The sequence below is a fragment of the Microvirga sp. HBU67558 genome (genome assembly GCF_018069605.1).
GTDB classification, from domain to species: domain Bacteria; phylum Pseudomonadota; class Alphaproteobacteria; order Rhizobiales; family Beijerinckiaceae; genus Microvirga; species Microvirga terrae.
This window is the reverse complement of sequence record NZ_JAGPUP010000561.1, coordinates 90574-114607: the sequence shown is the minus strand read 5'-3', so window position 1 is coordinate 114607 and position 24034 is coordinate 90574. Positions and strand designations below refer to the sequence as shown.

At 65.2% G+C, this 24034-nt stretch carries 19 protein-coding genes; 15 read left to right on the top strand and 4 right to left on the bottom strand.

The genetic code is table 11. The features are described 5' to 3' along the window. The first annotated feature begins 267 nt into the window (after positions 1-267). The 11 genes from KBI52_RS29975 (at position 268) to KBI52_RS29925 (ending at position 12249) form a co-directional block, all read left to right on the top strand. Positions 268-1761 carry a replicative DNA helicase gene (locus KBI52_RS29975; RefSeq protein WP_210812620.1) on the top strand — a complete coding sequence of 498 codons (1494 nt, stop codon included), beginning with the start codon at positions 268-270 and terminating at the stop codon, positions 1759-1761. Continuing rightward, a complete protein-coding gene (gene alr / locus KBI52_RS29970; RefSeq protein ID WP_247654720.1) occupies positions 1758-2924 on the top strand; it encodes an alanine racemase in 1167 nt (388 codons plus the stop codon). Before KBI52_RS29975 ends, alr begins: the two co-directional genes overlap by 4 nt. Then, a complete protein-coding gene (radA, locus tag KBI52_RS29965; RefSeq protein WP_210812619.1) occupies positions 2924-4324 on the top strand; it encodes a DNA repair protein RadA in 1401 nt (466 codons plus the stop codon). The genes alr and radA overlap by 1 nt, the downstream gene beginning before the upstream one ends. Positions 4325-4461: 137 nt before the next feature. Next, positions 4462-4851, top strand: coding sequence for a hypothetical protein (locus KBI52_RS29960; RefSeq protein WP_210812618.1), 390 nt, complete (start codon positions 4462-4464; stop codon positions 4849-4851). A gap of 9 nt (positions 4852-4860) precedes the next feature. Next, the gene (locus tag KBI52_RS33200) at positions 4861-5667 is read left to right on the top strand and encodes a hypothetical protein (RefSeq protein ID WP_210812617.1); all 807 of its coding nucleotides are present in this window, start codon (positions 4861-4863) and stop codon (positions 5665-5667) included. Between the two features lie 465 nt (positions 5668-6132). Then, positions 6133-6999, top strand: coding sequence for a calcium-binding protein (locus tag KBI52_RS29950; RefSeq protein ID WP_210812616.1), 867 nt, complete (start codon positions 6133-6135; stop codon positions 6997-6999). Between the two features lie 184 nt (positions 7000-7183). Continuing rightward, positions 7184-8200, top strand: a complete 1017-nt coding sequence (locus tag KBI52_RS29945; protein WP_210812615.1) for an NADP-dependent oxidoreductase — start codon at positions 7184-7186, stop codon at positions 8198-8200. A gap of 136 nt (positions 8201-8336) precedes the next feature. Further along, positions 8337-8942 (top strand): CvpA family protein, encoded by a 606-nt coding sequence (locus KBI52_RS29940; RefSeq protein ID WP_173950434.1) that lies wholly within the window; start codon positions 8337-8339, stop codon positions 8940-8942. A gap of 226 nt (positions 8943-9168) precedes the next feature. Then, positions 9169-10656, top strand: coding sequence for an amidophosphoribosyltransferase (gene purF / locus KBI52_RS29935; protein ID WP_173950433.1), 1488 nt, complete (start codon positions 9169-9171; stop codon positions 10654-10656). Between the two features lie 8 nt (positions 10657-10664). Next, positions 10665-11408, top strand: coding sequence for an SDR family NAD(P)-dependent oxidoreductase (locus tag KBI52_RS29930; protein ID WP_173950432.1), 744 nt, complete (start codon positions 10665-10667; stop codon positions 11406-11408). A 220-nt stretch (positions 11409-11628) separates the two neighbouring features. Further along, positions 11629-12249: a LysE family translocator gene (locus KBI52_RS29925; RefSeq protein ID WP_173950431.1), complete on the top strand. Its 621-nt coding sequence runs from the start codon at positions 11629-11631 to the stop codon at positions 12247-12249. On the opposite strand, the gene KBI52_RS29920 is transcribed toward KBI52_RS29925, so the two are convergent. Beyond that, a complete protein-coding gene (locus KBI52_RS29920; protein WP_210812614.1) occupies positions 12246-13436 on the bottom strand; it encodes a helix-turn-helix transcriptional regulator in 1191 nt (396 codons plus the stop codon). The two genes, KBI52_RS29925 and KBI52_RS29920, sit on opposite strands and share 4 nt — an antisense overlap. A gap of 334 nt (positions 13437-13770) precedes the next feature. Between KBI52_RS29920 and KBI52_RS29915 the strand changes: the two genes are divergently transcribed. Beyond that, positions 13771-15756, top strand: a complete 1986-nt coding sequence (locus KBI52_RS29915) for a PAS domain S-box protein (protein ID WP_173950429.1) — start codon at positions 13771-13773, stop codon at positions 15754-15756. Between the two features lie 234 nt (positions 15757-15990). Beyond that, positions 15991-18390: an EAL domain-containing protein gene (locus KBI52_RS29910; RefSeq protein WP_210812613.1), complete on the top strand. Its 2400-nt coding sequence runs from the start codon at positions 15991-15993 to the stop codon at positions 18388-18390. Between the two features lie 7 nt (positions 18391-18397). Here KBI52_RS29910 and der read toward each other — a convergent pair whose 3' ends face one another. From der to KBI52_RS29895, 3 genes are all read right to left on the bottom strand, one after another. Further along, positions 18398-19741, bottom strand: a complete 1344-nt coding sequence (gene der, locus KBI52_RS29905) for a ribosome biogenesis GTPase Der (protein WP_173950427.1) — start codon at positions 19739-19741, stop codon at positions 18398-18400. Positions 19742-19763: 22 nt separating this feature from the next. Next, positions 19764-20438 carry a tetratricopeptide repeat protein gene (locus KBI52_RS29900; RefSeq protein ID WP_173950426.1) on the bottom strand — a complete coding sequence of 225 codons (675 nt, stop codon included), beginning with the start codon at positions 20436-20438 and terminating at the stop codon, positions 19764-19766. 84 nt (positions 20439-20522) lie between these two features. Then, the gene (locus KBI52_RS29895; RefSeq protein ID WP_173950425.1) at positions 20523-21113 is read right to left on the bottom strand and encodes an NnrU family protein; all 591 of its coding nucleotides are present in this window, start codon (positions 21111-21113) and stop codon (positions 20523-20525) included. Positions 21114-21405: 292 nt separating this feature from the next. Here KBI52_RS29895 and KBI52_RS29890 point away from each other — a divergent pair, with 292 nt between their 5' ends. Next, the gene (locus KBI52_RS29890) at positions 21406-22035 is read left to right on the top strand and encodes a TRAP transporter small permease subunit (RefSeq protein WP_173950424.1); all 630 of its coding nucleotides are present in this window, start codon (positions 21406-21408) and stop codon (positions 22033-22035) included. A 40-nt stretch (positions 22036-22075) separates the two neighbouring features. Beyond that, the gene (locus KBI52_RS29885) at positions 22076-23971 is read left to right on the top strand and encodes a TRAP transporter large permease subunit (protein ID WP_210812612.1); all 1896 of its coding nucleotides are present in this window, start codon (positions 22076-22078) and stop codon (positions 23969-23971) included. Positions 23972-24034 lie beyond the last annotated feature (63 nt).

Genomic DNA, 24034 nt, shown 5'->3' with positions numbered 1-24034 from the left:
TGGAGATCCAAGCTGGAGCGATTGCTCAGGTTCTTGATTTGTTCTAAAATCGCGCTCTCCGTCGATTCGACGGGGAGCGTTTTTCTTTTGGGTTCGAGGCTTACCGCGAGAGTCAAGCTGCGACGCCCGCAGAGAGAGGAACGGTGTGAGAATCGAGGACAGCGAGGACAGATCGGGAGAGTCCCGGCTTCGTGTCCGCCCGGCAACCTTTAGGACACCAATTGCAGTCTAAGAGACTCTAACCCTTTCTTGTTTCCGGAGCGCCAGATGGCCACCGCCAATGCCCTGATCGCCCGCCTCGAAACCGCCGAGCCGCAGTTTCGGACGCCCCCCAGCAACATCGAGGCCGAACAGGCTCTGCTGGGTGCGATTCTGGTCAACAACGACGCCTATTACCGGGTCTCCGACTTCCTCGAGGCCGGCCACTTCATCGAGGACCTGCACCGGCGCATCTACGAGGTGGCGACGAGCCTGATCAAGGCCGGCAAGATCGCCACGCCGATCACCATGAAGACCTTCCTGGGCGACCAGGATCTCGGCGGGATCACCGTGTCCCAGTACCTCGCCCGTCTCGCCGCCGAGGCGACCACGGTCATCAACGCCGAGGATTACGGTCGCACGATCTATGACCTGGCGGTCCGCCGCAACCTCATCAATATCGGCGAGGACATCGTCAACAACGCGTTCGACGCGCCGGTCGAGAACTCGCCGCGCGAGCAGATCGAGGAGGCCGAGCGGCGCCTCTACGCGATTGCCGAGACGGGCCGCGCCGACGGCGGCTTCCAGCGCTTCTCCGACGCGCTGACCTCAGCGATCGACATGGCGGCGGCCGCCTACAAACGAGAAGGGGCGCTTTCCGGCGTTTCCACGGGCCTGATCGACCTCGACAAGTCTCTCGGTGGCCTTCAGCCCTCCGACCTGATCATCCTGGCCGGGCGCCCGGCCATGGGCAAGACCTCGCTCGTGACGAACATCGCGTTCAATATCGCCAAGGCATACCGGGCGGAGAAGCAGCAGGACGGCCATCTGAAGACCGTGAACGGCGGCATCGTGGGCTTCTTCTCCCTCGAAATGTCCGCCGAGCAGCTGGCGACCCGCATCATCGCCGAGCAGTCGGGCGTGCCGTCCTACAAGATCCGCCGCGGCGACATGCGCGAGGACGATTTCTACAAGATCACGGAAGCCGCCCGCGAGATGCAGTCGATCCCGTTCTACATCGACCAGACCGGCGGCATCTCCATCGCGCAGCTCACCGCCCGCGCCCGGCGCCTGAAGCGTCAGCGCGGCCTCGACATCCTGATCGTCGACTACCTCCAGCTCCTGTCCGGGTCCGCCAAAAAGGGCGAGAACCGCGTGCAGGAGCTCACCGAGATCACGACGGGGCTCAAGGCGCTCGCCAAGGAGCTCGCCGTCCCGCTCATCGCCCTGTCCCAGCTCTCCCGTCAGGTGGAAGCCCGCGACGACAAGAGGCCGCAGCTCGCCGACCTTCGTGAATCGGGCTCGATCGAGCAGGACGCCGACGTGGTGATGTTCGTTTACCGCGAAGAGTACTATCTGAAGAACAAGGAGCCGAAGCCCGGCACCGAGGAATACTTCAAGTGGCAGTCGGAAATGGATCAGGTCCACGGCAAGGCCGAGGTCATCATCGGCAAGCAGCGTCACGGTCCCACGGGCACCGTGCAGCTGGCCTTCCAGGCCGACATCACCCGCTTCACCGACCTTGCGGATGAAGACAAACTTCCCGAACGGATTGGCGATTGACCCAGCTCACCTCCCACATCACCGCCGCCGGCAGCATCCCCGAGACCGCCGCCGGCGGCATCCTCCACGTCGATCTCGATGCTCTCGCGTCGAACTGGCGCACCTTGCGTGACAATGCCAGCGGCGCGGAGACCGCCGCCGTGGTCAAGGCGAACGCCTACGGCATCGGCATCGAGCAGGCCGTCCCGGCCCTCGCGGGCGCCGGCTGTCGCACGTTCTTCGTGGCGCATCTGAGCGAGGCGATCCGCGTCCGCTCTGCGGCGCCCGGCGCCGCGATCTACGTGCTGAACGGCCTGTTTTCAGGCACCGGCCCGACCTATGCCGAGTTCGACCTGCGTCCCGTTCTGGGGTCCTTCGAGGAAATCGAGGAATGGGCGGGCTTCTGCCGCGCTCAACGCCGGAACCTCAAAGCCGCGATTCACGTGGATACCGGCATGAACCGCCTCGGCCTCACGGTTCCTCAGGGTCTGACCCTCAGGGACCGGACGGAGCTGAAGGATTTCGAGACCACTCTTCTCATGAGCCATTTCGTCAGCGCCGAGGAGAGCGGCAATCCGCTGAACGGCCAGCAGATCGAGGCCTTCGAGGCCGTGCGGTCGTCCCTCCCCGGCATTCCCGCATCGCTCCCGAATTCTTCCGGGATCTTCCTCGCCGACAGGCCCGGCTACGATCTCGTGCGCCCGGGCTATGCGCTCTACGGCGGCAACCCGACCCCGGATCGGGTCAATCCCATGAAGCCGGTCGTGGGCCTCGAGGCCCGCATCGTGCAGTTGCGCTGGGTCGAGGCCGATCATACGGTCGGTTACAACGGCCGCTGGCTCGCGCTCGCGAGGTGCCGCATCGCGACCCTCTCGGTCGGATATGCGGACGGCTTTCCGCGCGCGGCGAGTGCCCGTGGCAAAAGCGGCGACGAGCTGCTCGCCGGCATGACCCTCGTGGCCGGCCGCCCCTGCCCGTTCGCCGGCAACGTCTCCATGGACCTGATCACGGTCGACGTGACGGACGTGCCCGAGAACGAGATCCGGCGCGGCGACACCGTGACCCTGATCGGAGGCGATCTCACCGTCGACGAGGTCGGCCGCCGGGCCGGCACCATAGGGTATGAGATCCTGACCGGTCTCGGGTCCCGCTACGCCCGCGCCTACCATGGAGGCCAGGGCTGATGGCCAAGCGTCACCCCTCCTTCGTGTGCCAGGAATGCGGCGCGGTCTACAACCGCTGGAAAGGCAAGTGCGAGGCCTGCGGCGGCTGGAACACCATCGCCGAGGAGGCAGGCTCCGCGTCCCCGATGGCAGGCCCGGTCTCGACCCGTCCGTCGCGCGCCAAGGGCCGCATCTTTCCGCTCGAGGGCCTTTCGGGAGAGACCAAGGAGGCGCCGCGCACGCCCTCCGGCATCGCCGAGCTCGACCGGGTCACCGGCGGTGGCTTCGTGCATGGCTCGATCATCCTGCTCGGCGGCGATCCGGGCATCGGCAAGTCGACCCTCCTCATGCAGGCTTCCGCCGCGCTGGCCAACCGGGGCGAACGGGTCGCGTACATCTCGGGCGAGGAGGCGGTCGCGCAGGTGCGGCTGCGGGCCGAGCGCCTCGGCCTCGGCCATTCGCCGGTCGAGCTCGCCTCCGAGACCAATGTCGAGGACATCATCGCCACCTTGAGCCAGGGGCGTCCGCCGGCGCTGGCCATCATCGACTCGATCCAGACCATGTGGACCGAGACGGTCGAGTCGGCACCCGGCACGGTCACCCAGGTGCGCGGCTCCGCTCAGGCGCTGATTCGCTTCGCCAAGACCACCGGAACCGCCGTCATCCTGGTCGGCCACGTAACCAAGGACGGGCAGATCGCCGGTCCCCGCGTGGTCGAGCACATGGTCGACGCGGTGGTGTCGTTCGAGGGCGACACGGGCCACCATTTCCGGATCCTGCGCGCGGTGAAGAACCGCTTCGGCCCCACGGACGAGATCGGCGTCTTCGAGATGTCCGACCAGGGCCTGCGCGAGGTTTCCAACCCGTCCGAGCTGTTCTTGGCCGGCCGCGACATGGCCACGCCGGGAACGGCGGTCTTTGCCGGCATGGAAGGTACCCGCCCGCTCCTCGTGGAGATCCAGGCCCTCGTGGCCCCGTCGTCGCTCGGCACCCCGCGTCGCGCCGTGGTCGGCTGGGACCAGAGCCGCCTGTCCATGGTTCTCGCCGTGCTGGAGGCGCATGGCGGCCTGAAGCTCGGCATGCACGACGTCTATCTCAACGTCGCCGGGGGCCTGCGCATCACCGAGCCTGCCGCGGACCTTGCAGCCGCAGCGGCACTGGTTTCATCGCTCTCCGGCAATCCGCTCCCGCCCGACACGGTCTTTTTCGGCGAAATGGGCCTCTCCGGGGCCATCCGGCCAGTCGCCCAGGAACAGGCGCGGCTCAAGGAGGCGGCGAAGCTCGGGTTCTCGGGCGCGGTTGCCCCGGCGCCGCGTCTCGAGAAAGGCAAGCCGGAAAGACTGCCTCTCGCGGCATCCTCGATCGGGCATATCACCGACCTAGTCGCAGGCATCGCGGCGCGCAGGCGCAAGGCCTCCTGATTACCCGTCCCCAGACAACTGTCTTAGGCAAACCGGCCGACTTGATCACATAACGCAATGATGTATCATTTCTCATTGGACCTGCCGGATGATCTCATCGGCGAACATGGTGATGGGCCCGGGTTCCTGGAGGCAACATGGCGACGGTTTTTCTTTCGAACTCGACGGTCATCGAGAATCCCCAGGTCGGCACGATCGTGGGCTTCATCGGCATTACCGGAGAGGGTGCCAGCGAGAACGCCACCTTCAGATTGATCGATCCGGGCAGCGGCCGCTTCGAAATCAAGCCAATGTCCCAGGAAGGCATCCTGAACTGGGTGCTGGTCGTCAGGAACAACGTCAGCGGCGACGGCAGCAGCCTCTTCGATTACGAGAACGATGCCCTCAACCGGTTCACGTTCAAGATTGCCGCGACGGGAGATCTCGGCACCGTCGTCGCGACGACGACCCTCACGGTGTCGGTGACGGACAATACGGCTCCGACCGAGATCATCCTGTCGGACAGTTCCGTGGTCGAGCATGCGTAGACTGGCACCGTGATCGGTTCCCTTTGGGCATTCGATCCCGATGACGACGACACCTTCACCTATACCCTGACGGACGACGCCGGCGGACGCTTCGCTATCAAGGACGGCAATCTTGTCGTAAAGGACGGCTCTCTGCTCGACTACTCGACGGCAAAGTCGCACCAGATCGAGGTTGAGGTCAAAGATTCCGACGGGAACACCTACACGACCAAACTGATCGTCGGCGTGTCCGATGCGATCGACATCCGGAACGCCGCGCCAGCGCGCGACGGTTTCCTGGGCACCGCGGGAGCGGACCTGATCACAGGCCTGTCGAGCAACGACACACTCTACGGCTTCGCCGGTGACGACACGCTCAACGGCGGCGCCGGCAAGGACAAGCTCTACGGCGGCGACGGCCACGACGTATTCGTCTTCGATACTCCCTTGAAGAAAGGGCATTTCGATCACATCGCGGATTTCAACTCCGCCGATGATAGCATCCAGATCAGCCTTTCGGCTTTGAAAGCATTCAAGGCGAAGGGGGCCAAGACGAGCGACGGGCTCCCGAAAAATGGCTCTGACGACAAGCGCGGCAAGAAGGACGTCGGCTTCGACAAGATCTTCACGAAAGGCCAGAAGCTTCAAAAGAAGTTCTTCGACGTCGGCACGAAGCTAGGGGACAGCCCCGATGGCTCCAACGATTACGTCTTCTACAACAGGAAGAGCGGCATTGTTTACCTGGATGTGGACGGCTCCGGCAAAGCCAAAGGCATCGAACTTCTGAAGGTGAAGCCGGGCACGATGCTCGGTGCCGACGACTTCCTGTTCATCTGAGACAATCGCCGCGTCGCCCTCGGCCGCTGGCGCCCTGCACATCGCCGGGTCTGCCGAAGCTCTAGTGCTGTCCCCATCGCAGGATCATTACCCATCCGGACTGGCCCGCTGCGGCGAAGCGGGCCGCGCCGGCGCGGTCAGGGTTGGTGGCTGCGGAGGAGGCGCGCAAGAAGGAAACAATCCCATAATTTCCGGTGCCTTTGTGCCATCACCGCGCAAGTCAAACGCAGGGGGAAACGTCGGTCCTGCCCCACTGCATGCATCTACAAAATCAGCGGGTTCAGGGTGTGCATGGCAGTTGACCGCCAGAAGGCCTTTACGCCTGCGTCCGAGCGAGCAGGAGACTAGACCTTTCGGCCGCATTGACACCTTAGAACCAGTCCAGGAAAGTGGCTTCTCGGTGCCCGTTCAAGGTACCCCGAAAGAAGTATCGGACCAGTTCGCGAGCCATTTTACAGGAAATCCATGGCTACCATTGTCATTTCGCCCATTCTGGAAGTGCCGGAGAACCCGCAGGCCGGCCAAGTCATTGCAACACTCACCGTCAACGGCGGCGCATCGGCTGAAACCTTCACGTTCGCTCTCTCCGACGACCTCGACGACCGGTTCGAGATCGTCGGCAGCGAACTGCGCGTGAAGACGCCGGGTCTTTTCGATTACGAGGCGAGCCAGAACGTGTTCATGCTCGCGATCACGGCGACAAGCACGAGCACCGTCACGCCGACAACGGTGGATCCCGTTTCGGTTACGGTCAACGTGACCAACGGTGCGGAAATCGTGACCGGCACCAACGGCAACGACAGCAAGCTCTATGGAAGCGCCGAAGCCGATATCATCAACGGCCTGTCCGGCAACGACAGGCTCAAGGGATTTGCCGGCGACGACACCCTCAATGGTGGCGCCGGCAAGGACTTCCTCTTCGGCGGCGACGGCGCGGACACGTTCGTGTTCGATGCCCCTTTCAAGAAGGGCCATTTCGACCAGATTCAGGACTTCAAGTCCGGACAGGACAAGATCCTGTTCGATCTCGATGCCCTGAAGACCTTCAAGGTCAAGGCGTCGAAGAGCGATGTCCTCGACTTGGCCAAGAAGGGCAGGCCCGACAAGAAATCCTCGGTCGGGCTCGACAAGGTCTTCAAGGAAGGCAAGCTGGAGAAGAAGTTCTTCACCGTCGGGACCGCGTCCAAGGACGGAAACGACTATCTCGTCTACAGCAAGAAGAGCGGGACCGTGTATCTCGATGTCGATGGTTCCGGCAGCGCCAAGCCGATCGAGATTCTCAAGCTGAAACCCGGCGCCGCCCTCGCCTTCAGCGACATTCTGTTCATCTGAGACCCGAAAGCGTTCCAAGTCCGGGCTCCGGCGGTCTCCGCCGGAGCTTTTCATGTTGGAGACCCGCATCGAAGAGGCTCCGAAGGCTTGACGAACGAGACAGGGACCCCATCCGTTATGGGGCCCGTTGTCCCCGCGCCATGGCAGACGGTCACCCGAGCCGGCCCGCCGCAGGAGTCTCACCGTGACAGAGCAGAATCTCCAAGTCCTTCTCGCCTCCCGTCCGACCGGACGCCCTTCGCCCGATCATTTCGAGTTCGTGCGAACGCCTGTCCCGAGCCCCGGCGAGGGACAGGTCCTGCTCAGGATCCGCTATCTCTCCCTCGACCCCTACATGCGGGGCCGGATGAGCGCCGCGAAATCCTATGCCGCCTCGGTGGAAATCGGGCAGGTCATGGAGGGCGGCACCGTGGCCGAGGTGCTGGAGAGCCGGCATCCTGACTACGCCGCGGGTGACTGGGTCCTGTCCTATTCGGGCTGGCAGTCCTACGCCCTGTCCGATGGTGCCGACCTGCGCAAGCTGGATCCGCAGCAGGCGCCCGTCACGACCGCCTTGGGGGTGCTCGGGATGCCGGGGTTCACCGCCTATGCCGGGCTGCTCACCCTCGGGCAGCCCAAGCCGGGCGAGACCGTCGTGGTGGCCGCGGCGAGCGGCCCCGTCGGATCGGCGGTCGGCCAGATCGCGCGTATCAAGGGCGCCCGTGCGGTAGGGATCGCCGGTGGACCGGACAAATGCGCGCTGGTGCGGGATGTCTTCGGCTTCGACGTCGCCCTCGATCACCATTCCCCGACCTTCGCGGAAGATTTGCGCGCCGCCTGCCCTAACGGAATCGACGTTTATTTCGAGAATGTCGGCGGGAGGGTGTGGGAAGCAGTGTTTCCCCTGCTGAACACGTTCGCGCGCATTCCAGTCTGCGGGCTCGTGGCGCAGTACAACAGCACCGGCCCGTTCGAGGGGCCCGACCGTCTGCCGGTCTTGATGCGCGACGTGCTCACCAAGAGCCTGACGATCCGCGGATTCATCCAGCGCGAGTTTCATGCGCAGCGCCCGGACTTTTATCGGGAGATGGCACGATGGGTCGCCGAGGGCCGGATCAAGTATCAGGAGGACATCGTCGATGGTCTCGCCAGCGCGCCCGAGGCCTTCATCGGAATGCTCGAAGGTAGGAATTTCGGCAAGCTGATCGTACAGGTTTCCTGATCCAGCCCGGCTCCCACGTCTCTTCGCACAAGCCGCGCGTTCCAAGGGTGACGAAAGCCTTTCTTAACGCTATAGAGCCAAGGCTCCGAACCCGCGAAGGCGGCTCCATTCCTGTTCTATTGCGTAGGCCCGGCCCATGCCCGTTTCCGTTCTGGACCTCGTCGTCATCGGTATCGTTCTGATCTCGGCCCTCCTTGCTGCCGTGCGCGGCTTCACCCGCGAAGTGCTCGCGATCGTTGCCTGGGTCGTCGCGGCGGCCGCGGCCTGGTACCTGCATCCGACGGCTCTGCCGATCGCGCAGCAATATATCAGCAGCAACACGGTGGCGCTCGTGGCCGCCATCGGGGGCATCTTCGTCGTCACCCTGATCATCGTGTCGATCATTACCGTGCAGGTCTCCGATCTGATCCTCGATTCCCGCATCGGCGCTCTCGACCGGACGCTCGGGCTGTTCTTCGGGGCGGCCCGCGGCTTCCTCATCTGCGTGATCGGATGGGCCTTCCTGGGCTGGCTGCTCCAGGGCAAGGAGCCCGAATGGGCGGCCTCCTCCCGGACCCGGCCGGCCATGGAGAACACCCGCGACAACATCATCGCCATGCTGCCGGAAAACGCCGAAGCCCTGCTCCAGCGCCTGCGCAACAAGGAGGCGCCGACGGAAGCCGAGCCGGCCGAGCCGGATCCGCAGCGACCGGCCACCCCGGCAGCCCCGCCGGCTCCGCCCGCCCCTCAGCGGCGCAGCTAGGGCATCGGATCCGATGCTCCGCTCCGAGGCGGCGCATCGTTGAGCGTCGACCCGGAGGGCCGCGTCGGCGAAAACCGGGTCAAGACCTCACTGACGCGGGTCCGCACGATGCCCTGGCAGGCCGGATCACGTTTCCGCCAGCGTCAGATTGGCCATTGGCGTTTGGCCTGATGCCGACTACATAAGGGCGGCGCCGGTGGGGGCGCGAATCCCAAGGATTTGATCGATGTCTGCTTTGTCAGAGACGTGGCAGGTCACCCCGAAGCAGGTGAACCTCGACCTCGACGGCGATACCCTGCGCGAAGAATGCGGCGTCTTCGGCATCTACGGACACCCAGACGCGGCCGCCATCACGGCGCTCGGCCTCCATGCTCTGCAGCACCGCGGCCAAGAGGCGGCGGGCATCGTGTCCTATGACGGCTCGGTCTTCCATTCCGAGCGCAAGCTCGGCCTCGTGGGCGACAACTTCTCCGACCGGGCGACGATCGAGCGCCTGGAAGGCCTCTCCGCCATCGGCCATACCCGCTACTCGACCACCGGCGAGACGGTCCTGCGCAACGTGCAGCCGCTGTTCGCCGAGCTCGACGGCGGCGGTTTCGCGGTGGCCCATAACGGCAACCTGACCAACGGCCTGACGCTGCGCCGCAATCTCATCCGCGACGGTGCCATCTGCCAGTCCACCACGGACACGGAGGTGATCGTCCACCTCGTGGCACGCAGCCGCAAGGACCGGGTGGTCGATCGCTTCGTCGAGGCGATCCAGAAGCTCGAGGGGGCCTATGCCCTCGTGGCGCTCACCAACAAGAAGCTGATCGGCGCCCGCGATCCGCTCGGCATCCGCCCGCTGGTGCTGGGCGAGCTCGACGGCCGCTACATCCTGGCTTCCGAGACCTGCGCGCTGGACATCATTGGGGCCCGCTTCATCCGCGACGTCGAGAACGGCGAATGCGTGGTCATCTCGGACGAGGGCCTCGAGTCCTTCCGTTTCGTGCCGGAGCAGCCGTCCCGCCCCGACATCTTCGAGTACATCTATTTCGCCCGTCCCGACTCGGTCGTGAATGGCCGCAGCGTCTACGAGGTCCGCAAGGGCATGGGCCGCGAGCTCGCGCTCGAATCGCCCGCCGATGCCGACGTGGTGATCCCGGTGCCTGATTCCGGCGTGCCGGCCGCTCTGGGCTTCGCCCAGACCTGCGGCCTGCCCTACGAGCTCGGCATCATCCGCAACCATTACGTGGGCCGCACCTTCATCCAGCCGACCCAGTCCGTCCGCGAGCTCGGCGTGCGCATGAAGCACTCGGCCAACCGCTCGGCGATCGCCGGCAAGCGCATCGTGCTCGTCGACGACAGCCTCGTGCGCGGCACGACCTCGGTGAAGATCGTCCGCATGATGCGAGAGGCGGGGGCCAAGGAAGTGCATTTCCGCATCTCGAGCCCGCCGATCACCCATCCCGACTTCTACGGCATCGATACGCCGGAGAAGGAAAAGCTGCTCGCCGCCACCCACGACCTGGAGCAGATGCGCCAGTATATCGGGGCGGATTCGCTGGCCTTCCTGTCCATCGAGGGCGTCTACCGGGCCATGGGCGAGACGGGGCGAAACCCGGCGCAGCCGCAATTCACCGACCATTGCTTCACGGGCGATTACCCGACGCCGCTGACCGACCTCACCGTCGCGACCCCGCGCCGTCTCGCCGTTCTCGCCGAAGCCGACTGAGCAATTCCATGGACAAGCCTCTTCAGGACCGCGTCGCGGTCGTCACCGGCGCCTCGCGCGGCATCGGCCGCGCGGCGGCGCTCGCGCTCGCGGAGGCCGGCGCGCACGTGATCGCGCTGGCCCGAACCCAGGGCGCGCTCGAATCCCTCGACGACGAGATCCGAGCCAAGGGCTCGTCGGCCACCCTCGTGCCGGTCAACCTGAAGGACCTCGACGCCCTCGACCGCCTTGGGGCCGCCATCTACGAGCGCTGGGGCAAGCTCGATATCCTGCTCGGCAATGCGGGCCAGCTCGGCGAACTGGCCCCCATCACCCACATCGACCAGCCGGTCTGGGACGAGGTGATGGCCGTCAACGTGACGGCCAATTACCGCCTGATCCGCTCCCTCGACCCGCTTCTTCGTAAGTCCGACGCCGGCCGCGCGATCTTCATCACCTCCGGGGCCGCTCACAAGCACAACGCCTATTGGGGCGTCTATTCGGTCTCGAAGGCGGCCCTCGAGGCGCTGGTGCGCACCTATGCGGCGGAAACCGCCACGACCCCGGTCAAGGCCATGCTGCTCAATCCGGGCCCGCTGCGCACCGCCATGCGCCGCACGGCCATGCCCGGCGAGGATCCGCTGACCCTGAAGACGCCGGACGATCTCGCTCCTCACATCGTCAAGCTCGCCCTGCCGTCCTGGACCGAGACCGGCAAGATCTACGACTTCACGCAGGACGGGAAGATCATCGAGCCGCAGCCGCCGGCCTGACCCGCCCGAACATTCGACTCGCCGAAACGGTTGAGAGCCGGACGAGGCAAGCCCGACGACCGCATCCTGGCCCCGGCCCGAATGGCCCCGTCTCCACCAAACGGTGGACGCGGCGCACGGTCTTGCCACGTTACCCTCGCTTCTCCTGAATGAGGCGGTGCGTCCACCGGCCCGCACCGGGACGACCATCCGCCTCGACACGACATGGCGAGGCGCGATCATGACGGGCACATCGGCATTTCTCTCCGGAGCGACAGTGGGATTCGTCATCACGGTGCCGATCGGCCCGATGAGCGTGCTCTGTATCCAGCGGGCCCTGATCTACGGAGCCGTGACGGGCTTCGCCACGGGGCTCGGGGCCGCGACGGTCCTGGTGATCTACACGACCTGCGCGATCCTGGGCGTCGGACCGGCGATCTCCCCGGTCCTGGGCGAGAGCCAGGCGTTCCTTTGCGCCGTTTCGGCCTGCCTTCTCTTCTGGTTCAGCGCCCGCGTGCTGCGGCGGACGGTATCGTTGGCCGGATCCATCGCGCAGGACCAGGGGGCCCTCTCGTCCTATTGCAGCGCCGTCGCCTGCGCGCTGCTCAACCCGCTGACGCCGGCTCTCCTTGCGGCGGTCCTGCCGGCCGTCGCGTCGCCCGCGCCTACCGCCGCCTCCACGATGATCGCCGGGGTCTTCGCGGCGTCGGTCACCTGGTGGCTGATCGTGAGCGGCAGCGTCGCGGCCCTGCGCTCGAAACTGAACGTGACGGTCCTCAATTTCATCAACAAGGCGTCGGGCCTGATTCTCGGTGCTCTCGGCGTGCTGATGGCGGCGAATGCCTGGGAGATGAGGATCTAGCTCGGAGGGCCGAACTGATGCGGCCAGGGATGGGCCATGTCGAAGGGGCCGTGGACCGGCTGGGTCAGCTGCATGGTCAACCGGACCAGCTCGGTCTGCCGGGACACGCCCGTCTTGGCGAAGATGTGGTCCAGATGGGTCTTGGCGGTCGACCTGGCGATGCCAAAATGCTGCGCGGTCTCGGCCAGGGTGTGTCCCGCCATGAGGCTTTCCAGAATCCTCACCTCCGCGGCGGTCAGGTTGTAGGCCTTGGCCAGCAGGCCGATGCCGGTCTGCTCGTCGGTGGCGCCGACGAAGATCGCCGCGACCGCGTTGGGCTGAAGCCGCGTCCGCAGGTCTCCCGTCACCATGGGGAGCACGTGCGCATAGGCCGGCGGCTCGTCGGCGTCGTTGAGGCGGATCGCGGCATTGCCCTCACCCGAATGCGTTTCGTTGCGGGCAGCATGCAGAATCGCCCTGCGCAGTTCTCGGCTGGCGGCGGACGTGCCTGCCGCCAGGACACGGCGGACGCTGCGGATGGGAGCCCCCTTGCTCATCATCCGCTCGGCGGACCGGTTCGCGTGCAGGATTCCGGCGCGCTCGTCGGTGAGCACGACACCACACCGGAGTGCGTCGAGCGCCTCGGCCATGTGAGCCTGCTCGATGGAGCTCACATCCAGGATATCGCTGATCGTCACGGCTTTGCGCAGGTGAGGCAGAAGCAGGCGACCCAGCTCCAGTTCCCGCGCCGTGATAACTCCCTGCCGGGCGTGGCGCCCCAGACCGATCTCGGCGAACTGCCGCCGCGTGTGCATCAGGAACATGTGCATGATGTCCACGATCCCCTGGGGCTTCAGGCACTCCTCCACATAGGGCGAGGCCTGGATGTAGTCGGGCGAGAGATGGGCCGAGGTCACGAACATCTCGTCGATGGAGGATTGCTGGGCGAGCCACTCGGTGAGCCGGGCATTGATCTCGGGCACATGACGTTCCGATTTCAGGCGCAACAGGGCCGGCTCCCAGCCAGAGGCCTTGTTGATGAGGAAACGGTTGTTGTGAAGATCGTTCAGGGTCAGGGATACGACCGCGCAATCGAAGGTCTCGGCGACATCCGCCAGAGTTCCCTCCCAGCGGCCGGGATCGAGGGCGCAATCGTAGATTGACCCGATCAGCTCCGACAGCCTGCGATGCGCCAGCACCTCGCCCATCGGTGTCCCCTCCCGGGCTGGACCTTTTCCCAAATGGGCGCGTCCCGGCCTCGAAAGCCATCCGTGGACGAAATTATTCCAAGGAAACCCTTGCGTGGCAAGGGTTTCGGCGTATCTGACCTCCGACGAGGCACAAGAAGCGCGCCTCGTTCAATCAAGCGCGCGCCGCATCGGGTCAGTTCCCACCCTAACGGCCGAGCTTATCGCGGGTCGGCCGCAGCGCCCGGCGGGCCGAGACGGGAATCGAACCGACATTCAAATCAACCCCGAATGAACCGGACGCCGGATTGGCCGTTTCCTCCCTGTTCCAACCCGTCTTCACAGATGAAGTGCGATGAGCCGGCTGTCGGAGCAGAATGGAATAATCGCCGTCCCCCCGGCTCAGAGCATCCTGGACGCCATCACGGGGCCCGTGGTGGTGCTCGATCCGACCGGCACCATCATTGCGGTCAACCGGGCGTGGCACCGTTTCGGCGAGGCGAACGGAGCTCCGGCAGCCATAGGGGACGGCGTCAACTATCTCGATATATGCGACCGTGCCGTCGGGGCGGACGGTCCCTGCGCCCGGGCGGCCGCGGCCGGGATCAGGTCCGTGCTCGCCGGGAAGAGCACATTCTCGCTCGAATATCCCTGCCACTCGCCCACCGAGACGCGCTGGTTCAAACTTCAGGCCTCCCGCCTCGTCCACGACGGCGTGGTCTATGCGGTCGTGGCCCATCACGACATCACGGACCGCATTCTGGTCGAGCAGGAACGTCAGGCCCTTCTGGCTCGGGCGCACCGGCATCAGGAGCAGCTGAGATCTCTGGCGGCTGCCTGTGCGCGGATCGCCTCGGAGGAGCTGCCGGCGACAATTTTTCGGGATGCTACGGAGGAGGCGCGGCGGATCATCGGCGCACATTGGGCCTCGACCCATACGATCCCGTACGTTCTCTGGCCCGAGAATCCGATCATCGTTTCGGTCTCGGACAAGTATCGTGCATTCTCGAGCTCCGCGCTCGCGGAGAGCGGCGTCGGCATCTACACGCATGTGGTCCAGACGAAGCGACCTCTGCGCATGAGCGCGGAGGAGCTGTCCCACTATCCGGAACTCCAGGGCGTGCGGAACGCGGAGGCCGATCTCCTCATGACCGAGGGGCTGATCGCCGTGCCCATTCCCGCAGCGTCGGGCGGAATGCTCGGTGTGCTCATGCTGTCGGACAAGGAATACGGCGACTTCACGGCCGATGATGAGGCGATTCTCGTCCAGCTGTCGCAGATCACTTCCGTGGCGGCGGAAAATTCCGTTCGAAAGCGCGCCGAGCGCGAAAGCCGCGAACGCCTCTGGGCCACCCATGAGCATGCGAGCGTGGGCATCGGCGAGACGGACGCGGCCGGGCGCTTTCTGACGGTCAACAAGGGCCTGTCGTCGATTACCGGCTATTCCCGAGACGAACTGCTGGTCATGACCCTCTTCGATCTCGTCCCGTCGGACGGGGTTGAGGCCGAGAAGGCCCTATATGACCGGCAGATCGCAGGCGAGCTGAAGACCTATACGTTGGAGCGGCGCTGCATCCGCAAGGACGGCACGAATGTCTGGCTTCACGTCTCGTCGACGGCCGTCTTCGGCGAGCATGGACAATTTCAGTACAGCGTGCGGGTGATCCAGGACATCGACCAGCGGAAGCGGTTCGAGCAGCGGCAAGCCCTGCTGGTGCGCGAACTTCATCACCGAGTGCGCAATACGCTCGCGGTCGTCGAGGCCCTCGCCAGCGCGACGGCGCGCAGCGCGACGAATGTCAGGCAGTTCAATCACACGTTCTCGTCAAGGATTGCGGCACTCGCCAGGACCCAGTCCCTGCTGACGGAAGATTACTGGCAGACCGCGCTCCTGCGCGACATGCTGCTCTGCGAGCTCCGGCCGTTCGAGGAAAGACGGCATCGGCGCTTCATCCTGGAGGGGCCGGAGGTCAACCTCACGGCTGACCTGGCGATCCCCCTGAGCATGGCACTGCACGAGCTGGCGACCAATGCGGCGCGCTATGGCGCGCTTTCGGTCCGCAAGGGCTGCGTCGCGGTGAGGTGGGACGTCGGAACCACCGATGGTATGCGGGCGCTCCGTCTCACGTGGGTCGAACGGAACGGCCCTCCCGTGGAGCCTCCCGCCCATCACGGTTTCGGCTTCACCCTGCTCGAACGTGTCCTTCAGGCCCAGTGCCGGGCGACGGTGCGGCTCTCCTTCGAACCGGGTGGATTGGAGGTTCACATCGAACTTCCCTTGACGATGAACCGGGCTATCGGGAGGGTCGAGACATCGGGCGTTAACCCTGACCATCGATAGCCAAGGACGGAGCCTACCGGCTCGTTGACTTGGCGGGGTGATGGCTCATTTTACCGAGCGGGAAATTGTCCCGAAGTCCATGGCGGATTGGCGCCTCTCTGTGAGGCCGGTCCATAGGCATGATGCCGCCCCGCCATCCCGGTGAAAGACCGGATGCCTTCTTTCAATCGATCGTATTCCGACAGGCTTTTCGGCGGGGATGTTGCCGCAGCGGATCGCCAGCGAAGGCCCGTTATGCTGACCGTCTATGACTGCATCGTTTCCGACCACGATCTCCGGCTCGTCGCCTTGGCGGCCCTGGTCTGTGCGCTCGCCTCACTGACGGCGGTCAACCTGCTGCATCACGTGCGCCGCGCGGATCGGGGCAACCGCGCATCCTGGCTCTGCATCGCGGCGGCTTCGACGGGGTTCGGCATCTGGGCCACGCATTTCATCGCGATGCTCGCCTTCTCTCCGTCCGTGCCGACCGCATACAACGTCGTCCTGACCGTGGTTTCGCTGATAGCGGCGGTTCTGCTGACCGGCATCGGATTCGGTGCAGCTCTCCGGCCCGGCCTCGTCGCGGCTCCCTGGATCGGCGGGGCGATTGTCGGCGGGGGCATCGCGGTCATGCACTACACGGGCATGGCGGCCTTCGAGGTCGCGGGTACGATCACATGGAACCATTGGCTGGTGGCGGCGTCGATCGGGCTCGGGGCTGCGATCGGCGCCGCCGCGTTGTCCGTAGCGCTCGACAGCACGGTGCTGCGCGCGAAGCTGTCGGGCGCGCTGCTGCTCACGCTTGCGATCTGCAGCCACCATTTCACCGCCATGGGGGCGGTCGCCATCACGCCGGATCCATCCATCGCTTTGTCATCCTCTTCGATCCATGCGGGGTGGCTGGCGGCCGGGGTGGCGCTCGTCAGCCTCGCCATTCTCCTCATCGCGGTCGTCGCGCTGAGCCTCGATATCCGGGATCGCAGGCGCGCCTCCCTGGAGATCGAGAGAATGCGGGATCTGACCGACGCTGCGGTGGAAGGCCTCGTCGTCTGTGCGGGCGACGTCATCGTGACGGTCAACCAGAGCTTCGCGCGGTTGACGGGCCTGACAGCCGAGCAGATCGCCGGCCGGGACCTGTCGGAATGGGTGCCCGATGCCGCCAAGCGCGACACGCTCTTCACGTTCCTCGGCCGCGCCATCGAGACCGAACTGCGGAATGCGGACGGCGCTCTGATGCCCGTCGAACTGATCGCCCGGCAGATCAGCTACAACGGCGCGCCCCACAACGTCGTGGCGTTCCGGGATCTCCGCGACCGTCGGGACGCGGAAGCCCAGATCCGCTATCTTGCCCATCATGATCCCCTCACCGGCCTCGGCAACCGGGCCAGCTTCGACCATCGTCTCGACCGCGAGATCCGCTTCCATCGCAGAGCGCGCCGGCAGCTCGCCCTGCTGTGTCTCGACCTCGACGGCTTCAAGGAGGTGAACGATATCTACGGCCATGCCGCCGGCGACCGCGTGCTTCAGGACATCGCAAAGCACTTCTCATCGGTTCTCGGCGAGGGTCAGATGCTCGCCCGTCTCGGCGGCGACGAATTCGCCATCATCGCTCCCCTCGTGACCGATCCGGCTCAGGTGGGTCAGCTCGCCGACACCCTGCTGAAAAGCCTCGCATGGGAGCAGGACGGCATTCCCGCAGGCCTCGTCTCCGTCAGCATCGGTGTCGCCCTTTATCCGTCGGACGGCAAGGACCGCACGGAGCTCCTCTCCAGTGCCGACGCCGCCCTCTACCGTGCCAAGACCGAGGGCAAGGGAACCTATCGCTTCTTCGAGGCCGCCATGGGGGCCCAGATCCGGGAGCGTCGCAGTATCGAGCATGATCTGCGCGGCGCCATCGCGAACAACGAACTGAGCCTGGCCTACCAGCCGCAGGCCCAGGTCGAGACGGGCGAGGTGAACGGCTTCGAGGTTCTGCTGCGGTGGAACCATCCCGCGCGCGGCAATGTTCCGCCTGCCCTCTTCATTCCGATCGCCGAGGAGAGTGGCTTGATCCTCAAGCTCGGCGAATGGGTGATGCGCGAGGCCTGCCGCGAGGCCGCCACCTGGATGCGTCCCCTGACCATCGCGGTCAACGTCTCGGCCCTTCAGCTGACCAGCGACGGCTTCGTCGAGTTCATCGAGGCGACCCTGGGCGAGACGAAGCTGCCGCCGCATCGCCTCGAAATCGAGATCACAGAGACGGCCCTGGTCCGGGATCCCAACCGGGCGCTCCACTCGCTTCAGCGGCTGAAAGCCATCGGCGTCAACATCGCCATGGACGATTTCGGGACGGGCTATTCGTCGCTTTCGAATCTGCGCGCCTTCCCGTTCGACAAGATCAAGATCGACAGATCGTTCATCCAGGCCGTCCACGCGAACCCACAGGCGGCCGCCATCGTGCGTGCCGTGCTCGGCCTCGGGCGCGGCCTGGGCCTCCCCGTGATCGCCGAAGGCGTCGAGACTGCGGAAGAGCTGCGCTTTCTCGGTCTGGAGGGATGCGCCGAGGCGCAGGGCTACCTGTTCGGCCGGCCGGCGCCTATCAAGGAATTCGTGCCGCTGATCTCCGCGAACGTCGTGACGTTGCCGCAGCCCCACGTCAAAGCGGCCAGGAATTGAGCCTGGCCTACTTCCGCTCCTTGTCGAATGGGTTCTGTCCCATGCGCAGCGAGACGCGGATCGGCGTTCCCGGCAGTTCGAAGGCCTCGCGCAGGCCGTTGACCAGGTATCGGGTGTAGCTCTTCGGCAGGGCGTCGAGCTGGTTGCCGAAGACGGCGAAATGGGGCGGCCGCGATTTCACCTGGGTCATGTAGCGGATCTTGATGCGACGACCCGACACAGCGGGGGGCGGGTTGGCTTCCAGAGCCTCGCCGAGCCACTGGTTGAGCCGCGCGGTCGAAATGCGCGTGTTCCATGTCTGGTAGACCTGGAGGACTGCCTTCATCAACGGATCGATGCCGCTGCCGGCCAGCCCCGAGAGCGGCACCACGGGCGCGCCGCGCACCTGCGGCAGGAGGCGCGTGGCCTTCTCCTTTAAATCCTTCAGGAGACCCTGCTGGTCGGCGACGAGATCCCACTTGTTGAGGCCGATCACGAGGGCGCGGCCCTCCTGCTCCACCAAGTCGACAATGGAGAGGTCCTGTTTCTCGAACGGGATCGTGGCGTCGAGCAGAACGACCACGACCTCAGCGAAGCGAACGGCGCGCAGCGCATCGGCCACGGACAGCTTCTCGAGCTTGTCCTCGACCCGGGCGCGCTTCCTCAGGCCCGCCGTGTCGAACAGCTTGATCGGACGCCCGCGCCATTCCCAGTCCAGGGATATTGAATCGCGGGTGATGCCGGCCTCTGGGCCGGTGAGCAGGCGTTCCTCGCCGACCATCCGGTTGATGAGGGTCGATTTCCCGGCATTCGGCCGGCCCACGATGGCGACCTGGAGCGGCTTGTTAGGGTCGTCCTCCTCCTCGGCGTCGTCCGGGTGGGGGAAGTGAGGCATCAGGGCCTCGAACAGGTCGGCCATGCCTTCGCCGTGCTCGGCGGACAGGGGAACAGGCTCCCCGAGCCCCAGTCCGAACGCCTCGTAAGCGCCCGCCATGCCGCCCGAGCCCTCGGCCTTGTTGGCAATGAGGATCACGGGCTTGCCGGAGCGGCGGACCATTTCGGCGAACGGCCGGTCGGCCGGAAGAATGCCCGCCCGGGCATCGATCACGAAGAGAATGACGTCGGCATCGGCAATGGCCGCCTCGGTCTGCGCACGCATGCGGCCCAGGAGCGATTCCTCGGTGGCCTCTTCGAGGCCCGCCGTGTCGATGATGCGGAACTCCAGATCGCCGAGCTTGGCCTCGCCCTCGCGCCGGTCGCGGGTCACGCCCGGCCGATCGTCCACGAGCGCCAGCTTCTTGCCGACAAGCCGGTTGAAGAGAGTCGATTTGCCGACATTCGGCCGCCCGACAATGGCGACGGTCGCCGTCATGTCCTGTCCTATCCTGCTGGTCTTACTGGGTCGCCTGGACCGGACCGCCCGCCACGAGGGCGGTGTAGACTGCGAGCCGCTGTCTCAGGGAAGAGGGCGTCTCGCGATCGGCGGCGATCTGGTCGAACCATCGACCCGCATAATCCATATCACCGGCCTTAAGACCGGATAATCCCAAGAGTTCCCTGGCCGAATGACGCCAGGCGTTGGACGGAGCCGCCAGCGGCTCCACCGCCTGACGCAGGCGCGCCGGTTCGGCGCTGTCGATGCGTAGCCATGCGGCGCGCAGGCGCGCAAGATCCTTCCACAGCGGCGGAACGGACGCCTCGTTGGCGAGCGCGTCGAACGCGGAGGCGCCGTTCTCGGCGTTCTGCTGCCCCAGCTCGGCAGCCAAGCGGAAGCGGGCCAGCATGGCGTAGCCGGTCGCGCCGTCTTCCTTCACGACGTTCTCGAAGGCGGCCTGGGATTCCTGTCCCTTGTCCTCCGACGAGAGGCGCAGGGCCTCCTCGTAGCGCACGGCCGCTTCCTGGGCGCGGGTTTCCTGCGTGTGCTGCCAGAAGCGCCAGCCACCGACGCCCGCCACGATCAAAACCACGACCGCGATGATGATTCCGTTGTAGCGCTGCCAGATCTGGGCGATCCGGTCGCGGCGGTATTCCTCATCGACTTCGCGAATGAACTCGTCGTTCGGGGCCATCGTGTCTCTCATGCGGCTCGGGCAGCCGCCTCCTGCAATCGAAGGAGGTCGCCTAACATAGACGGTCGCACAAGGCGAGAGGCTTCATGCCCGCATGGGCAGGACCGGAACCCCGATCAGCCAGGGATGGAGCCAGAACACGAACGCCAGATACACCGCCGTGCCGATCACCACCGCCAGAACGTCGTTGCGCCATCCGGCCGGGGTCGCCGTGCCTCCGTGCTGGGCCGCCACATCCCGGCGCTTGACGCTGATGCGGGCCAGCACTGCCCAGGCCAGGATGGAGCCGAAGAGCAGGATCGACCCGAGATCCCCGTTGGCGAGAAGATGCGCCAGAGCCCAGATTTTCACGCCCACGAGCATGGGATGCTTCAGTCCCCGCTTGATGCGCCCCGGGAGATAGGCCGCGACGAAGCAGACGAAGGCCACCCAGACAAGGAGCAGGGCGAGATGGCGGGTCCAGACCGGCGGATCCCAGACCGGGACGTACCCGCCCGCGCGATATTGACCATAGCCAACCGAGATCAGCACGATCCCGGCCAGGGAAACGAGGGAGTAGAGGCCCTTGTACGGGCCCTCCCCGATCCTGGCGATCAGGGCAGCCCGCGCGCCTCGTGCCATGCTGAAGGCGTGCATGCCAAGAAAGATCACAAGGCCAAGGATCAGCAGCGTCACAGGAGGTCTCCGGGTTCTAGGAACTTATAGCCATTCCAGTCAGGGAAAACCAAGCCGAAGGCACGGGACGACCGCCATGGGACGAAAAGCCCGGCAGGGGAACCCGCAAGTTTCCTATCGTCATCAAACCCTTGGACTGCCTAAACTTTTAACAAGGTGGCCGCTTGCAGCCTGAAAATTTCTCCGCTACGGACGCGTCAAACCTTGCTTTAGACTAAATCGGCACTAGCGACGCCGCCCCAAGTCCGATAGCTAGGCCGCAATATCTCAACAGATTTCAAGGGGGAGACAGGTGACGGCACTTCTTGGGCTATCCCGTGTCATCGACTCGATCAACGAGCGCGTCGGCAAGATCGCCGCCTGGGCCATCGTGGCGGCCGTCCTGGTTTCCGCGATCAATGCCATCATCCGACGCATCTTCGGCGTCTCGTCCAACGCCTGGCTCGAACTGCAATGGTACCTGTTCGGCGCCGTGTTCATGCTCTGCGCGGCCTGGACCCTGAAGGCGAACGAGCACATCCGCATCGACATCGTCTCGAGCCGGCTCTCCAAGCGCGCCCGCGACGGGATCGACATCTTCGGGCACCTGTTCTTCCTGTTTCCCTTCGTGGCGCTGCTGCTCTGGCTGTGCACCCCGTTCTTTCTGAATTCCTACCGCTCCGGCGAGGTCTCGTCCAATGCCGGCGGCCTGCTGATCTGGCCGGCCAAGGGGCTCATCCTGCTCGGCTTCATCTCGATGTTCTTCCAATGGATGAGCGAGCTGATCAAGCGGGTGGCGATCATGAGGGGCGAGCTCGTGGACGAGCACGACAGCGCCGGCCATCACAGTGCCGAAGCGGAGGCCGAGCGCCTGATTCAGGAAATCGGCACCGTCAATACGCCCGGCAAGGGCGGCACGCCGCCCGGCGACGGCGTGAGCTGATCTTCAGGCGCCAAGTCACAGTTTTCCGGAGTTCCCGTCAATGGCTGCATTGATTGCCCAGAACCTCGCGCCGATCATGTTCGCGGCGCTCGTGGTCTTCCTCCTGCTCGGCTATCCGGTCGCTTTCGCCCTTGCGGCGAACGGCCTTTTGTTCTTCTTCATCGCCGTCGAGCTCGCGCCCTACGCCCCGGAGACCATCACCCTGTCCTGGCCGCTCCTCCAGGCGCTGCCCGACCGCATCTTCGGCACCATGTCCAACGAGGTGCTGCTGGCGATCCCGTTCTTCACCTTCATGGGATTGGTGCTCGAACGGTCCGGCATGGCGGAGGACCTGCTCGACACGATCGGCCAGCTTTTCGGCCCCGTGCGCGGCGGGCTCGCCTATGCGGTGATCTTCGTGGGTGCGCTTCTGGCCGCCACCACGGGCGTCGTCGCGGCCTCGGTGATCTCGATGGGCCTGATCTCCCTGCCGATCATGCTGCGCTACGGCTATGACCGCCGTCTTGCCTCGGGCGTGATCGCGGCTTCCGGTACCCTCGCCCAGATCATCCCGCCATCGCTGGTGCTGATCGTCATGGCCGACCAGCTCGGTCGCTCGGTGGGCGACATGTACGAGGGCGCGTTCCTGCCCGGCCTGATCCTGACTGCGCTATACGCCGGATACGTCATGTTCATGTCGATCGTGTACCCGAAATCAGCCCCGGGCCTGCCCCCGGAGGCGATCGGCTACCGCGAGCCCGATGGTGCGCGCGGTGTGTGGCAGCTGGGTATCCTGGTCGTGTTCTCGGGGCTCGTCGGCTATTACGTCCTGTCGCAGACCGGAACCAAGGCCGGCGCCGACTTCGTGATCCTGACGATCTGCGTGGCCACTGTCGTGGCGCTGATCTGCGCCCTCATGAACAGGATGCTGGGCGCCAAGAGGATCGTGGTTTCTATCGTCCTCGCGGCCCTTCTGGCAGGCATTTACGCCTATCTCCACAGTCAGGGCCATGAAAACCTCGCCCTGACCTTCGAAATGATTCTGGCTGGTGTGATCTATGCGCTGATCGTCGGCATCGTCGAGCGCTTCACCGGCCTTCGCCTCATGTCGAACATGGCCCAGCAGGTCACCTTCGTGATGGTGCCCCCGCTCCTGCTCATCTTCCTGGTGCTGGGCACCATCTTCATCGGCCTTGCGACACCGACCGAAGGCGGCGCCATGGGCGCTCTGGGCTCGGTGATCCTGGCCGCCGTCAAGCGCAAGCTCGACAACAACCCTGCCCGCTTCAACTGGACTCTGGTCCGTCAGGCCACGGAGGCCACCGCGAAGCTCTCGGCCTTCGTGCTGTTCATCCTGATCGGTGCGCGCGTGTTCTCGCTCACCTTCTATGGCGTGAACGGCCACATCTGGGTCGAGCACCTGCTCACCTCGCTGCCGGGCGGTCAGGTCGGCTTCCTGGTCTTCGTGAACGTGCTGGTGTTCTTCCTGGCCTTCTTCCTCGACTACTTCGAGCTCGCCTTCATCATCATCCCGCTTCTCGGGCCCGCGGCCGACAAGCTCGGGATCGACCTGATCTGGTTCGGCGTCATCCTGGCCGTGAACATGCAGACTTCGTTCATGCATCCGCCGTTCGGCTTCGCGCTCTTCTTCCTGCGATCGGTGGCTCCGAAGGTGCCGTATATCGACCGCGTGACGGGGCGGAAGATGGATCCCGTGACCACGGGTCAGATCTACTGGGGCGCCGTTCCCTTCGTGGTCATCCAGCTGATCATGGTGGCTATCGTGATCGCCTTTCCGGGCCTCGTCACGCACTACAAGGCGGCCGGTCCCGCGGTCGATCCGGCGGCGGTGCAGCAGAAGCTCGACGAGCTCCTGGTCCCAGGCCTCGGCGCTCCCGGAAGCGAACCAGGCGGCCTGCCCGGCCTGAACTTCGACGAGCCGCCGAAGATCCAATAACGGGCGCTTCGTTCAAACAACAAAGGCGGGCTCCGAAGCCCGCCTTTTTGGTAGCGGGCAAAC